At 71.2% G+C, this 14700-nt stretch carries 15 protein-coding genes and 1 tRNA gene; 9 read left to right on the forward strand and 7 right to left on the reverse strand.

Annotation, left to right across the window (positions count from 1 at the left end):
• Positions 1 to 16: 16 nt before the first annotated feature.
• From AL2_RS31745 to AL2_RS31770, 6 genes are all read right to left on the reverse strand, one after another.
• Positions 17 to 805, reverse strand: a complete 789-nt coding sequence (locus AL2_RS31745) for an SAF domain-containing protein (RefSeq protein WP_067640194.1) — start codon at positions 803 to 805, stop codon at positions 17 to 19.
• The gene (locus tag AL2_RS31750; protein ID WP_067640196.1) at positions 802 to 1623 is read right to left on the reverse strand and encodes an S-methyl-5'-thioadenosine phosphorylase; all 822 of its coding nucleotides are present in this window, start codon (positions 1621 to 1623) and stop codon (positions 802 to 804) included. Before AL2_RS31750 ends, AL2_RS31745 begins: the two co-directional genes overlap by 4 nt.
• A 129-nt stretch (positions 1624 to 1752) precedes the next feature.
• Positions 1753 to 3879, reverse strand: coding sequence for an MMPL family transporter (locus AL2_RS31755; protein ID WP_067640198.1), 2127 nt, complete (start codon positions 3877 to 3879; stop codon positions 1753 to 1755).
• 316 nt (positions 3880 to 4195) lie between these two features.
• Positions 4196 to 4561 (reverse strand): FmdB family zinc ribbon protein, encoded by a 366-nt coding sequence (locus AL2_RS31760; RefSeq protein WP_067640200.1) that lies wholly within the window; start codon positions 4559 to 4561, stop codon positions 4196 to 4198.
• Between the two features lie 135 nt (positions 4562 to 4696).
• Positions 4697 to 6181 carry a potassium/proton antiporter gene (locus tag AL2_RS31765; RefSeq protein ID WP_067640202.1) on the reverse strand — a complete coding sequence of 495 codons (1485 nt, stop codon included), beginning with the start codon at positions 6179 to 6181 and terminating at the stop codon, positions 4697 to 4699.
• Between the two features lie 243 nt (positions 6182 to 6424).
• Entirely contained in the window at positions 6425 to 7006 is a 582-nt protein-coding gene (locus tag AL2_RS31770) for a 5-formyltetrahydrofolate cyclo-ligase (protein ID WP_083947096.1), read from the reverse strand.
• Between the two features lie 33 nt (positions 7007 to 7039).
• Between AL2_RS31770 and galU the strand changes: the two genes are divergently transcribed.
• The 4 genes from galU to AL2_RS31790 are packed head-to-tail and all read left to right on the forward strand — an operon-like array spanning position 7040 to position 10138.
• Positions 7040 to 7966, forward strand: a complete 927-nt coding sequence (galU, locus tag AL2_RS31775; RefSeq protein ID WP_067640204.1) for a UTP--glucose-1-phosphate uridylyltransferase GalU — start codon at positions 7040 to 7042, stop codon at positions 7964 to 7966.
• A gap of 26 nt (positions 7967 to 7992) precedes the next feature.
• The gene (gene glp, locus AL2_RS31780; RefSeq protein WP_067640206.1) at positions 7993 to 9198 is read left to right on the forward strand and encodes a molybdotransferase-like divisome protein Glp; all 1206 of its coding nucleotides are present in this window, start codon (positions 7993 to 7995) and stop codon (positions 9196 to 9198) included.
• Positions 9195 to 9662, forward strand: a complete 468-nt coding sequence (gene moaC, locus AL2_RS31785; RefSeq protein ID WP_067640208.1) for a cyclic pyranopterin monophosphate synthase MoaC — start codon at positions 9195 to 9197, stop codon at positions 9660 to 9662. Before glp ends, moaC begins: the two co-directional genes overlap by 4 nt.
• Before the next feature lie 8 nt (positions 9663 to 9670).
• Positions 9671 to 10138 carry a MogA/MoaB family molybdenum cofactor biosynthesis protein gene (locus AL2_RS31790; protein WP_067640247.1) on the forward strand — a complete coding sequence of 156 codons (468 nt, stop codon included), beginning with the start codon at positions 9671 to 9673 and terminating at the stop codon, positions 10136 to 10138.
• Between the two features lie 179 nt (positions 10139 to 10317).
• Here the strand turns inward: AL2_RS31790 and AL2_RS31795 are convergent, their stop codons facing one another.
• Positions 10318 to 11151, reverse strand: a complete 834-nt coding sequence (locus tag AL2_RS31795; protein WP_210748325.1) for a DeoR/GlpR family DNA-binding transcription regulator — start codon at positions 11149 to 11151, stop codon at positions 10318 to 10320.
• Positions 11152 to 11246: 95 nt separating this feature from the next.
• Between AL2_RS31795 and nagA the strand changes: the two genes are divergently transcribed.
• The 5 genes from nagA to AL2_RS31820 all read left to right on the forward strand — a co-directional run bounded on the left by nagA (position 11247) and on the right by AL2_RS31820 (position 14489).
• Positions 11247 to 12404 carry an N-acetylglucosamine-6-phosphate deacetylase gene (gene nagA / locus AL2_RS31800; protein WP_067640212.1) on the forward strand — a complete coding sequence of 386 codons (1158 nt, stop codon included), beginning with the start codon at positions 11247 to 11249 and terminating at the stop codon, positions 12402 to 12404.
• 36 nt (positions 12405 to 12440) lie between these two features.
• A complete protein-coding gene (locus AL2_RS31805; RefSeq protein WP_067640214.1) occupies positions 12441 to 13070 on the forward strand; it encodes a GNAT family N-acetyltransferase in 630 nt (209 codons plus the stop codon).
• Between the two features lie 215 nt (positions 13071 to 13285).
• The gene (locus AL2_RS31810) at positions 13286 to 13819 is read left to right on the forward strand and encodes a SepX/GlpR family protein (protein ID WP_067640216.1); all 534 of its coding nucleotides are present in this window, start codon (positions 13286 to 13288) and stop codon (positions 13817 to 13819) included.
• Positions 13820 to 13866: 47 nt separating this feature from the next.
• Positions 13867 to 13940, forward strand: a tRNA-Ala gene (locus AL2_RS31815).
• A 57-nt stretch (positions 13941 to 13997) separates the two neighbouring features.
• On the forward strand, positions 13998 to 14489 hold the full coding sequence (locus tag AL2_RS31820) for a GNAT family N-acetyltransferase (RefSeq protein ID WP_281181639.1): 492 nt from the start codon (positions 13998 to 14000) through the stop codon (positions 14487 to 14489).
• Positions 14490 to 14700: the final 211 nt, after the last annotated feature.

The following is a 14700-nucleotide window of genomic DNA, read 5'->3' on the forward strand; positions in this document are numbered from 1 at the left end:
TGCGACCATCGCCCTGCTACCGGTACTGGCCGGTGATCGTCAGGGACAGGGGCGGGGTGGCGGCCGCCAGGGCCAGGGCTTGGGCTCTGTCGGTCGCGAGGACGATCAGGGCTCCGTCCTGGCCGCCGTCCTCGTCCGCCGGTGAGACCGCCACGACTGAGACCCCCGAAACCACGATCCGGGCCTCACCCCACTCCGGCCCGCCCCAAGCGGCGGGCTGGCCGGTCGGGGGGACGAGTGAGGCGTTCCGCTGGTGGCCGCCTGCGTCTGCCAGGGGACTAGCAGTGGCTGTTGCTGCTGAAACCACGCCACGGAAGGCCGCCCTCCGTGGTCCGCTCGCAGCGTTGGTCACGGCGGATTGGGGTGTGGTGGGTGGCAGGTCGGGGGTGGAGGGTGAGGGGCGGGACAGGACGTCTATGTGGTCGCCGGGGTGGAGCAGGCGGACGGCGGCGGCGTCGGCTATGCGGACCGGGGTGGCCACCGTGCCGGGGGCGTAGCCCTTGAGGAGGGCTTCGCCTAGTACGCGGGCGTCGGTCAGGGGCTCGTTCTTGCGCATCGGGGTCGCCAGGACACGGCCCTCGGGGGAGGAGCGGAGGGCGCCGGACGGGACGGCCGCGGGTGGGAGGTCAACGTGGTGCAGGTCGGCGGAGGTCAGGGTCTTGCCCGCTGGGAGGTCGCGGGCGGCGGCCGGGACGCGGACGGACGGGGGCGGGGCGGGCCGCAGGGCCGGCAGGGCCAGCCCGGCGGCGGCCGCGGCGAACAGGGCCGCCAGGGGCCGCCGCAGCCGGGTTAAGCGGGGGGTCACGGCAGTTCCAGGGGGAGCTTCATGCCGTCGAGGACGTCGGGGCAGGGGCAGGTGCGCTCGGTGGGGAGCGCCTTGACCACGTCGGCGACGAGGGTGCGGAGGCGGCCGATGTTCTCGCCGAAGACGCGGAACACCTCCTGCATGGTGACGCCCTCGCCCTCTTCGATGCCCGCGTCGAGGTCGGTGACGAGGCAGAGGGAGGTGTAGCAGAGCGCCAGTTCGCGGGCGAGGACGGCCTCCGGGTGCCCGGTCATGCCGATGAGCGTCCAGCCCTGGGACGCGAACCAGTGGGATTCGGCGCGCGTGGAGAAGCGCGGGCCCTCGATGATGACCAGGGTGCCGCGGTCGACCGGGGGCCAGCCGGCGGCGTGCGCGGACTCGATGGCGGTGCGGCGGCCGGTGGGGCAGTACGGGTCGGCGAACGACACGTGGATCGCGGCGCCCTCGTCGTAGTAGGTCTGGTCGCGTCCGGACGTCCGATCGGCGAGCTGGTCGGGCACCGCGAGCGTGCCGGGCCCGTAGTCGGGGGTCAGGGAGCCGACGGCGCAGGGCGCGAGGACCTGCCGGACGCCGAGGGCGCGCAGCGCCCACATGTTGGCCCGGTAGGGGATCCGGTGCGGGGGGAAGCGGTGGTCGCGGCCGTGCCGCGGGACGAACGCGACGCGGCGGCCGGCCAGCGCGCCGACCGCTATGGGGTCGCTCGGCGGGCCATAGGGCGTGTCGACCTGGACTTCCTCGATGTCGTCGAGGAACGAGTAGAACCCGGAGCCGCCGATGACCCCGATGTCGGCTGTGGGCTGGGAAGCGGAAGTTGGCATGGCGCAGACATTAGCCACCGAGCGCCCAGGGGCGGCAGACCGTCCGCGAATTGTGGATAACTCGAAGAAGGGGCCCGGCCGCGGCCGAGCCCCTTCCCTTACCCGCCCCGGCCGGAGCCGGGCGTTCGCTCAGCCGACCGGGTCCAGGACCTTGGGCTCGGCGGCCGGCTCCTTCTTCGCCAGGCGCCCCGGCGCCCAGATCCGCCGCCCGATGTCGTGCGACAGCGCCGGGAGCAGCAGGGACCGGACGACGAGCGTGTCCAGCAGGACGCCGAACGCGACCACGAAGCCCATCTCGACCATGCCGACCAGCGGCAGCGTGACCATGGACGCGAACGTGGCCGCCAGCACCAGCCCGGCCGAGGTGATCACGCCGCCGGTCACGGTGAGGCCGCGCCGGATGCCGCGGCGGGTGCCGAGCGTCTGCGACTCCTCCCGGACGCGGTGCATCAGGAAGATGTTGTAGTCGACCCCCAGCGCGACCAGGAAGATGAACGCCAGCAGTGGGAAGCCGGCGTCGGTGCCCTCGAACCCGAAGCCGTTCTGGAAGATCACTGCGCAGGCGCCGAGGGAGGCCAGGAACGACAGCACGACGGTGCCGATCATCAGCAGCGGCGCGACGGCGGCGCGCAGCAGCGCGGTGAGGATCAGGAACACCACGGCCAGCACGATCGGGATGATGACCTTGTTGTCGCGGGCGGAGGCGCGCTTGATGTCCAGCGACGTCGCGGTCATGCCGCCGACCTTCCCGTCCGCGGACGGGACGTCGTGGACGGCGGTCCGCAGCCGGTCGATGGTCGTGCGGGCGGCTTCGCTGTCGGCCGGGTCCTTCAGCACCGCCTCGTACTTGACCAGCCCGTTCACGGTCATGGGTGCGCCGACTTCGGCGATGCCGGGCGTCCCCCGCACGGTCTGGGCGATCTGGTCGGACGCGGTGGCCCGGCCGATGATGACGGCGGGCGAGCCCGATCCGGCCGCGAAGTGCCGGGCGACGACCGCGGAGCCCTTCACGGAGTCGGGTTTGCCGGTGAACTGTCCCGCGTCCGACAGGCCGTCCGTCTTGAGCGACCCCAGCCCCAGTGTGAGGACGATCAAGCCCAGCATGGTGACGGCCCAGAGCGCGCGCGGGCGCCTGCCCACCAGACCGGCCACACGGCTCCACACGCTGTGCTCGGCCTCGTACGCCTCCGGCTTGAGGTACTTCTCGTCGAACCGGGGGACGAGCGGCCAGAACAGCCAGCGGCCGAAGATGACCAGGAGGGCCGGCAGCAGGGTGGTCATGGCGGCGAGAGCGGTGATGACCCCGGCGGCGGCCACCGGACCCAGGCCGGAGGTGGAGTTCATGTCGGCGAGCAGCAGGCACAGCAGCCCGACCGCGACGGTGGCGGCGGACGCGACGATGGCGGGCGCCGCGCGGCGCAGCGCGAACGCCATGGCCTCGTGCCGGTCCTCGTGGCGGTGGAGTTCCTCCCGGTAGCGGGCTACGAGCAGCAAGGCGTAGTCGGTCGCGACCCCGAAAACGAGAACGGTCAGGATTCCCGCGCTCTGCCCGTTGACGGTGAGGTCCGCGTACTTGGCGAGCAGATACACCGTCGACTGGGCCAGCCCCAGGGCGAAGACGGCGCTCAGTACGGGGACGAACCACAGGATGGGGCTGCGGTAGATGAAGAGCAGCAGAACGATGACGACGAGGCCCGCTGCCATGAGCAGGAAGCCGTCCAGGCTCTCGAAGACCTCGAACATGTCGGCGCCGCTGCCGGCGGGGCCGGTGACGTGCGCGGTCAGTCCGGGAGGTCCGCGCTTGGCGAGGTCACGCGCGCTGTCGACGGCCCCGGTGAGGTCCTCGTCCGTGAGAGGCACGAGCGTCTGGAGTGCCTTGCCGTCCTTGGACGCGAACGGCCCCTGCACCTTCTGCGCTCCGGGCAGGTCCTGCAGCGCGGTGACGTCCGAGGCGGCCTTGGCACGGTCCGCCTGGGTGAGCCCGCCGGAACGCTCGTAGACGATGACGGCGGGCATCGTCTCGTCCTTGCGGAACTGGTCCTCCAGTTCGACGATCTGCGTGGACTCGGCGCCGGCGGGCAGCCAGGCAGCCGCGTCGTTCTCCTCGACGTCGCCGAGTTTGCCGGCGAGCGGGCCGAGGGCCACGAGCAGGGCGACCCAGACGGCCAGGACGGCCCATTTGCTGCGCCGTCCGGCGATCAGTCCCGCCAGCCGGTGGACCGGCGGCCTCGGTGGGGCCGGGGTTGGTGCGCTCATGATCCTCTCCTGAAGGCCGATATCGAGATATGTCGCGTTCGCCGCATAGTCTCTCGGTTGTCGAGAGGATGTCAAGTACTATCTCGAATTTCCGCGGCGGTGCGAGCGGGAGAGGCCGGGGCCTGCTCCCCGCCCTCTCATCGTCGCCAGCGGGATGGGCCCGCGCGTCCGGCGTGAGAAGTGACCGCGGCTACTTCGTTCGGGGCAGGAGAGGATCGGGATCTACGTCTTGAGATGTAGTCCGCGTCCGGGCATGCCGAAGGCCGGAGGATCCGCTGGCGGGATCCCCCGGCTGGCGAAGGGAAGTCCTAGGAGGTCAGGCGACCTTTTCCGACGAGGACGACTTGCCGGACGACTTGCCGGACGACGAGGAGTCGCCGGACGAGGACGACGAGTCGCCGGACGAAGACGACGAAGACGACGGGGCCGAGCTGCCGGAGTCGCCGGACGAGCCGTTCGACGAGCCGTTGGACGAGACGCCCGCGGTCGAGGACGACTTGCCGGAGCCGCGGCTGTCGGTGCGGTAGAAGCCCGACCCCTTGAAGATGATCCCCGCCGCGGAGAAGACCTTGCGGAGCCTGCCGCTGCACGCCGGGCAGTCGGTCAGCGCGTCGTCGCTGAACTTCTGCACGATCTCCAGAGGCTCGCCGCACTCGGTGCAAACGTACTGATACGTCGGCACGGTTCCTCCTAGCTGACTCAGCCCGGCGGAGTCCGGACTGGCACTCACTCTGAACGACTGCTAATGGTACCCACGTGTGGAACACGATTCGCCCCCGGCCTGTTCCCTGACCGGTCAGGGAACCGTCCGGGAAGGTCAGGCGCCGGTCTCGCCGAACCAGCCGGCGAGCCTGCCCTTGCGGCTGACCGCGCGCAGCCGGCGTTCGGTGGTCTCCCGCACGGCTTCGGTGGTCACGACCAGGAGGGTGTCGCCCGACTGGAGGGGCGTGGTGGGCTCGGGGACGAAGCTCGACCCGTCCCGCACGACGAGGGTGACGGACGCGCCGGGCGGCAGCCGCAGCTCGAAGATCTCCACGCCGCTCAGCATCGAGTCGGCCGGGATCCGGACCTCCAGCAGGTCGGCGTGCAGCTCCTCCAGCGGTGCCGCCTCCACGTCCAGCTCGCGGGCCTGTTCGTCGCCTTCCAGCCGGCACCAGCGCGCGACCAGCGGCAGCGTGGGGCCCTGGAGCAGGGTGAACAGAACCACGATGTTGAAGACGATCGCGAACAGCCGGTCGGCGCTCGGGACGTCCGCGACCATCGGGATGGTCGCGAGGACGATCGGGACCGCACCCCGCAGCCCGGCCCAGGACGTGAAGATCTTCTCGCCCCACGTCAGCCTGAACCCGATCGTGGACAGCCCCACCGATACCGGACGCGCGATGAGCAGCAGCACGAACCCGATGATGAGCGCGGGCACGATCTGCCCGGGGAGGTCGCCGGGGTCGGCCAGCAGCCCGAGCATCACGAACAGCCCGATCTGCGCCAGCCAGCCGACGCCTTCGGCGAAACCGCGGGTGGCGGGCCGGTGCGGGAGCCGGGAGTTCCCGAGGACGACGGCGCTGACGTAGACGGCGAGGAACCCGCTGGAGTGCAGCAGCGAGGCCGCGCCGTAGGAGCCGGTGGCCAGCGACAGCACCGCGATGGGGTAGAGGCCGGAGGCGGGCAGGGCGATGCGGCGCAGCGCTTGTGCGCCGAGCCAGCCGATCGCGACGCCGATGACGGCGCCCGCGGCCAGCTCGTACACCATCACGCCGAGCAGTTCGGCCAGGTTGGGCGCGGTGCTGTGGGCGCTGAGCGTGACCACGATGATGACGACGGGGGCGTCGTTGAAGCCCGACTCGCCCTCCAGGAGGCCCATCAGCCGCGAGGGCAGGGGCAGCCGCCGGAGCACCGAGAACACGGCCGCCGCGTCGGTCGGCGCGAGCACGGCGCCGAGCAGGAACGCGGGCCGCCAGTCCATGCCGACGAGCCACATGGCGGCGACCGCCACCACGCCGATGCTGATCAGCGTGCCGAGGGTGGACACGCTGATCGCGACGGGCACGGACGGCCGCATGCGCCGCCAGTCGGTGGTGATGCCGCCCTCGTAGAGGATCAGGACGAGGGCGGCGAGGCCGAGCGTCTCGGCCAGCTCGGCGTTGTCGAAGCGGATGTGGAGGGGGCCGGACTCGCCGATGAACAGGCCGAGGCCCATGTACGCCAGCAGGGTCGGGAGTCCCGCCTTGTGGGACAGCCTGACCGCGATGATGGCGCAGAGTACGAGCGTGGCCCCGAGGAGTAGCCAGATGTCGAGATGCACATCCCACCCTTCGGGGTCGTCAAAGTTGAACGTTTAGAGATCCTACAGATTCACCGGCCGATCGCGCATTTCCAGTTGAGGAACGACATGTCGGAAACTCCACCTACCGACGTATGACCTGCGGTTTTACCCCGTTGACGATATTTCGCACGTCCCGTCCCTGGACCGCCGCGGTGGCGTCGTCGCGCACCGCCGCGATCAGGTTCTGCTGTGACCGGACCGACGATCGGCCCCCGGTCTTCGTCAGCCCAGCCGCACCAGGCCGCCGGACGGCGTGACGGCGGCGCGGACGCGCTGGTCGTGCGGCTCGGCCGGCAGCGTCTCCACCAACTCGCCGTCGTACAGCAGCGCGACCGTCAGGATCGCCGGGCCGACGCGCGCCAGCGCCCGGTCGTAGGAGCCGCCGCCGCGGCCGAGGCGCACGCCCGTCCGGTCGACGGCGACCGCCGGGGTCAGGACGACGTCCGCGCCGGCGACGGCGCCCGGCCCGCGCGGCGGCTCGGACGGCTCCAGGCAGCCGCGCGGCCCCGGGACGAGCGAGTCGGGGCCCTCGTAGGACGCCCAGTCGAGATCGCCGTCCGGGAGGATGCGGGGGAGCAGCACGTACGTGCCGCGCTTCCACAGCGCGAACAGCAGGCTGCGGGTGTCGGGCTCGTCGCCGATCGAGACGTATGCCGCGATCGTCCCCGCCATCTCCACCTCCGGGGCGGTCAGCAGCGCGTCGCGGATCGGCCGCGCCGCCCCCGAACGGGCCTCCGGCGGCATCGCCGCACGCCGTCCGAGCATTTCCGCCCGGAGATCGGTCTTCGAAACGATGTCGTGCACGCTGTCGTCCTCACGGATGGCTAGGGTCGGTACATGGCCGACATTGCACCTGTGCTCAAGGCGGTCGTCCCGGCGGCCGGCCTCGGTACCCGATTCTTGCCCGCCACCAAGGCGACTCCCAAGGAAATGCTGCCCATCGTCGACAAACCGGCGATCCAGTACGTCGTCGAGGAGGCGGTCGACGCCGGCCTCAGCGACGTCCTGATGATCACCGGGCGCAGCAAGCGGTCCATCGAGGACCACTTCGACCGAGCCTACGAGCTCGAGGAGGCGCTGCGCGCGAAGGGGGACGAGGAGCGGCTGGAGGCGGTGCACGAGTCCAGCGACCTCGCGATCATGCACTACGTCCGGCAGGGGGAGCCGAAGGGGCTCGGGCACGCCGTGCACTGCGCCCGCCAGCACGTCGGCCGGGAGCCGTTCGCGGTGCTGCTCGGCGACGACATGATCGACGCCCGCGACAAGCTGCTGCGCCGCATGATCGAGGTGCGGGGCCAGTACGGCGGCAGCGTCGTCGCGCTGATGGAGGTCGAGCCCGACCAGGTCTCCGCCTACGGGTGCGCGGCCATCGAGGCGACGGACGAGGATGACGTCGTCCGCATCTCCGACCTCGTCGAGAAGCCCGCCGCCGAGGAGGCGCCGAGCAACTGGATCATCATCGGCCGGTACGTCTGCGACCCCGCCGTGTTCGACGTCCTGGAGAAGACCCCGCCCGGGCGCGGCGGCGAGATCCAGCTGACCGACGCGCTGCGCACCCTCGCCGACACGCCCGCCGACCAGGGCGGCGGCGTCTACGGCGTGAAGTTCCGGGGCCGCCGCTACGACACCGGCAACAAGCTGGAGTACCTGCGGACGGTCGTCCAGTTCGCGGCGGAACGTCCCGACCTGGCGGCGGAGTTCATCCCGTGGCTGCGCGAGTTCGTCCAGAAGCAGGACGGCGTGGGGGACGCGGGCGGCGCGTGACGACACGCCAGACTGGGAGCGTGGTCATGAGAACGGTCGATGAGCATCTGACGGAGATCCTCGGCAGCGTGCGGGCGCTGCCGCCGCTCGACCTGGCGCTGCTGGAGGCGCAGGGCACGGTGCTCGCCGAGCCCGTGTCCGCGCCGGTGCCGCTGCCGCCGTTCGACAACTCCGCGATGGACGGCTACGCCGTCGTCGCCGCCGACATCGCGGCGGCCACCGACGCGGCCCCGGTGACGCTGCCCGTGGTCGGCGACATCGTCGCGGGCGACACCGGCGTCGCGGCGATCGCGCCCGGCCTGACCGCGCGGATCATGACGGGCGCGCCGCTGCCCGCCGGCGCCGACGCGGTCATCCCGGTCGAGTGGACGGACGGCGGGAACGCCAACGTGCGCGTCTTCCGCGCGGCCCCGCCGGGCAACTACATCCGCCGCTCCGGCGAGGACGTCCTCGCGGGCCAGGTCGTCGCCGAGGCGGGCACGCGGCTGACCGCGCCCCAGCTCGGCATGATCGCGGCGGTGGGACGTCCCCGGGTGAGGGTGCGCCCGAAACCCCGCGTGGTGGTCGTGGCCACGGGCGACGAACTGCGCGAGCCCGGCTCTACCCTGGCCCCCGGCCAGATCTGGGAGTCGAACTCGTTCATGCTCACCGCCGCCGTGGTCGAGGCGGGCGGAGTGGGTTTCCGGCAGGCGACGGTCGAGGACGAGCCGGGCAAGGTTCTGGAGATGCTCCACGACCAGCTCGTCCGGGCCGACGCCATCGTCACGACCGGCGGCGTGTCCATGGGCACCAGGGACGTCGTCAAGGAAGTGCTGACCGGCACCGGGACAGTGGGCTTCCACAAGGTGCGGATGCGTCCCGGCAAGCCGCAGGGGTTCGGCCTCCTCGAAGGCACGCCCGTGTTCACGCTGCCTGGCAACCCGGTAAGCGCCTACGTGTCGTTCCAGGTCTTCGTCCGGCCCGCACTGCTCGCCATGCAGGGGCTGGCGCCGGAACCATTGCCGACCGTGAGCGCCGTCCTGGCCGAGGACGTCACGTCGCCCGCAGGGCTTCGCCACTATCTGCGCGGCAAGCTGTCGTTCGATCGCGGTTACAGCGTCACCGCGGCCGAGGTGCAGGGCTCGCACCAGCTCGGCTCGCTCTCCGCGGCGAACGCGCTCATCGAGGTTCCGGAGGACGTCGAGACCGTGCCGGCCGGTTCCCACGTCAACGTTCTGAGGTTGCCGTCTTGACAGAGTTCACCCACCTGGACGACACCGGATCGGCCCGCATGGTCGACGTGTCGGCGAAGGACGTCTCCGCCCGGACGGCGACGGCGACGGGCTTCGTCCGCCTGTCGCCCGAGTGCGTCGCCCTGCTGCGCGCCGGTGACATCCCCAAGGGCGACGCCCTGTCCGTGGCCCGCATCGCCGGGATCATGGGGGCGAAGCGCGTTCCCGACCTCGTCCCCCTGTGCCACCCCATCGCGCTGCACGGCGTCACGGTCGACCTGGAGACCAGGGACGACGGCGTCGCGATCGAAGTCGTGGCCCGCACGGCCGACCGCACCGGCGTCGAGATGGAGGCGCTCACGTCCGTCAGCGTCGCCGCGCTCGCCCTCATCGACATGGTGAAGGCCGTCGACCCGGCCGCCGTGATCACCGACGTCCGGGTCGAGGAGAAGACCGGCGGCAAGACGGGGGTGTGGCGGCGTTGATCAGGGCGATGGCGGTCACGGTCTCGAACCGGGCCTCGGCGGGCATCTACGCGGACAGATCCGGACCCGTCCTGGTCGAGATGCTGGAAGACCTCGGCTGCCAGGTGGACGGCCCGGTGGTGATCCCGGACGGCGATCCGGTCGCCGAGACACTGCGGGACGCGGTCGCCGCCGGCTACGACGTCGTCGTGACGTCCGGTGGGACGGGCCTCACCCCGACCGACCAGACTCCCGAAATGACCCGCCGGGTTCTCGAATGGGAGATACCTGGCATAGCGGAAGCCATTCGCCTGGAGGGCCGCGACAAGGTACCCGCCGCGATCCTCTCCCGCGGCCTGGCCGGCGTAGCGGGCCGCACCCTCATCGTGAACCTCCCCGGCTCGACCGGCGGCGTCCGCGACGGCATGACCGTCCTGGCGGGCGTCCTGGCCCACGCAGTCGACCAGCTGGGCGGCGGCGACCACCCCAGCCCCTGAACCAGGACGCGAACCCCGCGCGCCCCGGGAACCAGAACGCGAACCCCGCGCCCCGGGAACCAGGAACTTGAGAAAAGCAGGCCCCTCCCACCCGGGGGCGGACCCGTTATCACCCATGGTCAACCCCCTCCCGCCCAAGAGGAAGCAGAACGCCGTTCTGTGGAAAAGCCGACGGTCCGCTAAGCCTGGATGACGCGGACGCCGGCTTCGGTGAACGCGGCCACCTCCGCGTCCGGCACCGTCCCGTCCGTCACCAGGACGTCGATGTCGCCGACGTCGCAGATGCGGGCGAAAGCGCGATGCCCGACCTTCGAGCCGTCCGCCACCACGACCACCTGGTCGGCGCGCTCGGCCATCAGCCGGTTCACGTCGGCCTCGCCCTCGTTGTGGCAGGTCGCGCCGTGCCGCGCGTCCACCCCGTTCACCCCGATGATCGCCACGTCCAGCGTCACGTGGTCGAAGATCCCGGTCGCGAGCGGCCCGGTCAGCTCGTAGGACTGCGGCCGCGGCACCCCGCCGGTCAGGACGATCTTCACATGCGGCCGGACGGCCAGCTCGTTGCCGATGTTCAGCGCGTTCGTCACGATCGTCAGCGCCGGCGTCGACCCCTCGGCGTGCAGGTCGGCGCGCGTGGCGAGGACCCGGGCCACCTCGGACGTCGTCGTCCCGCCGTTCAGCCCGATGATCGACCCCGGTTTGGCCAGCTCGGCGGTCGCCGCCGCTATCCGCTGCTTCTCGGACGCGTGCCGCGCCGCCTTGTAGCGCAGCGGCAGGTCGTAGCTGACGCTCTGCGCGACGGCGCCGCCGCGGGTGCGGGTCAGCATCTGCTGCTGCGCGAGCTGGTCGAAGTCGCGGCGGATCGTCGCGGCCGACACCCCCATGCGCAGGGACGCGTCCTCGACCGTCAGCCTGCCCGCGTCCGCGAGCAGTTCGAGCAGCGCGTTCCAGCGCTCGTGCCGGGTCACGCCGGCCCCCTTTCGTGCGGGCGAGGGAGTGCCCGGGGCGAAGGTCATCCGAGGATTCTAGCCCTGCGCGCCCCTGGCCTTACCTGCGCATTCCGGCCGTGGAACAATCAGCAACGATCATATGCGCGCATCGAGAGGATTCCATGCCGAAACTGGACGATGAGCCAGCTCGCGGGACGATCCTCACCAACGCCCGCATCGTGCTCCCGGACGGCGTCCACCACGGAAACCTCCACATCGCGGACGGCAAGATCACGAAGGCTGCGTCCGGCGACGAGATCGACCTCGCCGGACGGTACGTCGTCCCCGGCTTCGTGGACATGCACGTCCACGGCGGAGCGGGCGCGTCCTACCAGCGTCCCGAGCAGGCCCATGGCGCCGCGTCCTTCCACCTGGCCCACGGCACCACGACCACGATGGCCAGCCTGGTCACCGGCGACCCGCACGAACTCGCGGACGCCGTGACAGCCCTGGCGGACCTCGCCGCCGGCGGAGTGATCGCCGGCATCCACCTCGAAGGCCCCTACCTCGCCCGGGACCGCTGCGGCGCCCACGACCCGGCGCTGCTGCGCGCCCCCGACCTCGCCGAGTTCCGCCGGCTCGCCCGTCTCGGACGAGGGCACCTCCGCATGATCACCCTTGCCCCCGAACTGCCGGGCGCCCTCGACCTCGTCCGGGAGGCCGCGGACGCGGGCGTCATCGCGGCAGTCGGCCACACCGACGCCACCGGCGGCACCGTCCAAGCCGCGTTCGACGCGGGCGCGCGCGTCGCGACGCACCTGTTCAACGCGATGCGTCCGCTGCACCACCGCGAGGGTGGGCCGATCGCCGCCGCGCTCGACGACCCCCGCGTCACCGTCGAGCTGATCAACGACGGCGTCCACGTGGAGCCAGCCGTGGCCCGCCTCGCCTTCGCCGCAGCCGGACCCCGCGTCGCCCTGATCACCGACGCCATGGCCGCCGCCGGCATGGGCGACGGTGACTACCGCCTGGGCGTCATGGACGTCGAGGTCCGCGACGGCCGCGCCACGCTCGCGGGCGGGACGTCCATCGCCGGCAGCACGATCACGATGGCGGACGCCTTCCGCCGCGCCGTCACCGACGTCGGCCTGCCGATCGAGGACGCCGCGCGCGCCGCGTCCCTCACCCCGGCACGCGCGCTCGGCATCGACGCCCGCACCGGCTCCCTGGAACCCGGCAAGGACGCCGACCTGGCCGTCCTGGACGACGATCTCCGCGTCACCCGGGTGATGAAACAGGGCGCGATCGTCCCGCGTGCCCGAATTCTCGGCGACAATTGATGGCGTCCAGACGTCCGACCAGGGAATCATGGAACCGTGGAACGTTTACGGGGATGGCCGGTCACCCTGACCGAGGGTCCCGTCGGGCTGCGCCCGCTGCGGCATCGCGATGCCGCCGTCTGGCGAGAACTGCGGGTCCGCAACGCCGACTGGCTCCGCCCGTGGGAGCCCACCAACCCCGAGACGCCGCTGTTCCGCAGCGGCCTCGGACCGTACGTCAGCATGGTCCACACCATGCGCCGGGAGGCCAGGCAGGGTCTCGCGCTTCCCTGGGTCGTCACCCACGAGGACGAGTTCGCCGGTCAGCTCACCATCGGCGCGGTCGTCTGGGGCTCCGCCCGCTCCGCGCAGATCGGCTACTGGGTCGACAAACGGGTCGCCGGACGCGGCGTCATTCCGACCGCCGTCGCGCTCGCCGTCGACCACTGTTTCTTCACCGTCGGCCTCCACCGGCTCGAAGCCAATATCCGTCCGGAGAACACCGCGAGCCGCCGCGTCGTCGAAAAGCTCGGATTCCGGGAAGAGGGAATTCGGCGCCGCCACCTGCACATCGACGGGGCCTGGCGCGACCACATCTGCTACGCCCTCACCGTCGAGGACGTGCCCGGTGGCCTGCGCGCACGCTGGCTCGCCGAGCGCAAACAGGCATTTCCCCGGCGCGCATGAGCCGCCCGTGACTTTCCCTCCGTAAGAATCCTGCGATCGAGAAGGCCTGGCAAACGGAGAGTAACGGCGAGATCGATCTCGCGACACACCGCCCCTTATGCTCGTCAACCTCTGACACCCCCTCGTACCGTGCGGGGCGTGACCCTGCTCCCATTGCACGTTCGCGCGCCGAAAGTCGGCCCGCCTGTTAAGCGTGCCCTGGGACGGTGGGGCCGGTGAGCAGCGCGGTCCTGTATCTCGCCATCGTCGCCGTCTGGGCGGTCGTCCTCGTGCCCATGTGGCTGCGCCGCGACACCGAGACGACCGGAATCTCCCGCCTCCTCCACAAGCGTCCCGACGAGGACGTGGAGGAGGAAACGCTTCCCGAGGAGGCCCCGGAGCCCCGGCCCCGCCGCCGGGTGACCCGTGCTGCCGTCATCGCCCGCCGCCGCCGCCGCACCACGGGCCTGACCGCCCTGGTCTTCACCGCCGTCGCCGTCGTCGCGTCCGGGGTCGCGCCCTGGTGGGTCACCCTGCCCCCGGCCGCCCTGCTGGCCGGCCACCTGGCGCTGCTCCGCGTCGCCGTCGGCATGGACATCGCCCACCGCCGCGCCGCCGCCCAGGCCCGCGCCGCGGCCCGCGCCCGAGCCCTGGAGGCCCGCCGCGCCGCCGAGGCCGAGGCCGCCGAACCCGCCGAGGTCATCGACCTGATCACCCTCGACGAGGTCTTCGACCAGTACGCCGACGACCGCCGCGCCGTCGGCGAGTAACCGGTGCGCGAGTACCCTCCGATGTTTGCTAACCTTACGGAGTCCTTGGGGCTGTGGCGCAGTCCGGTAGCGCACCTCGTTCGCATCGAGGGGGTCAGGGGTTCAAATCCCCTCAGCTCCACCCAGGAATGCCAGGTCAGAGGCCGGTTTAGGAGAAATCCTAGACCGGCCTTCAATCATTTGCCACCACGCTGTCACCAAGACCGAGACTCACGAATGGGTCCTGGCCGCACCGGCAACGTACGACGACTATCGCAAGCGTTTTCTCCGCGAGGGTCTGCTCGCAGACCTGCTCATCGTCGAACTGGACGGCCGGGTGATCGGCGATCTGACGCTGCAGGTCCAGGACGCTTGGGCCCAGGAGGAGGTCGCTGACCAGGCGAAGGGCGTCCAAGGAGAGCTTGGGTGGACGTTGGATCCCTCGTACGGCGGCAAGGGCTACGCCACTGAAGCGGTACGCGCCCTCATCGACATCTCCTTCGGGAGTCTTGGCCTGCGCCGTCTGCACGCGGACTGTTTCTACGACAACGAACCTTCGTGGCGGCTGATGGAGCGGGTGGGGATGCGCCGCGAACAGCACACGGTGAGAGACTCTCTCCACCGCACCAAGGGATGGCTCGACGGTCTCTCATACGCGCTCCTGGCCGAGGAATGGCCCGCTCCCGAGTGATGGACCTCCCGCTGTCCGGTCTCAGCAGAGTTGGCACAGTCTCAAACTGCTGCGCGGCACGCCCGACAGTGTGCATGAGGTGCGAATCGGCAGATGCTCGACCAGCGGGGAAATGGGTTTCGTCCCGGCAGCGGGTCACGAATTCTCGGTGTCCGCGCAGTTCGGCTCCCCAGCGCGACTGAGGGGTCCTGCGAGGTGCGGGTGCTTCGGA

Origin of the sequence: Actinomadura latina NBRC 106108 (assembly GCF_001552195.1) — a bacterium.
Lineage (GTDB): Bacteria > Actinomycetota > Actinomycetes > Streptosporangiales > Streptosporangiaceae > Spirillospora > Spirillospora latina.

What these genes read in the sequence shown, in the direction of transcription:
- galU (WP_067640204.1), top strand. Translation starts at nt 7,040, where the DNA reads ATGGCCGACATTGCACCTGTGCTCAAGGCGGTCGTCCCGGCGGCCGGC.
- AL2_RS31795 (WP_210748325.1), bottom strand. Translation starts at nt 11,151, where the DNA reads ATGACCTTCGCCCCGGGCACTCCCTCGCCCGCACGAAAGGGGGCCGGC.
- AL2_RS31750 (WP_067640196.1), bottom strand. Translation starts at nt 1,623, where the DNA reads ATGCCAACTTCCGCTTCCCAGCCCACAGCCGACATCGGGGTCATCGGC.
- AL2_RS31790 (WP_067640247.1), top strand. Translation starts at nt 9,671, where the DNA reads ATGGCGGTCACGGTCTCGAACCGGGCCTCGGCGGGCATCTACGCGGAC.
- nagA (WP_067640212.1), top strand. Translation starts at nt 11,247, where the DNA reads ATGCCGAAACTGGACGATGAGCCAGCTCGCGGGACGATCCTCACCAAC.
- AL2_RS31755 (WP_067640198.1), bottom strand. Translation starts at nt 3,879, where the DNA reads ATGAGCGCACCAACCCCGGCCCCACCGAGGCCGCCGGTCCACCGGCTG.
- glp (WP_067640206.1), top strand. Translation starts at nt 7,993, where the DNA reads ATGAGAACGGTCGATGAGCATCTGACGGAGATCCTCGGCAGCGTGCGG.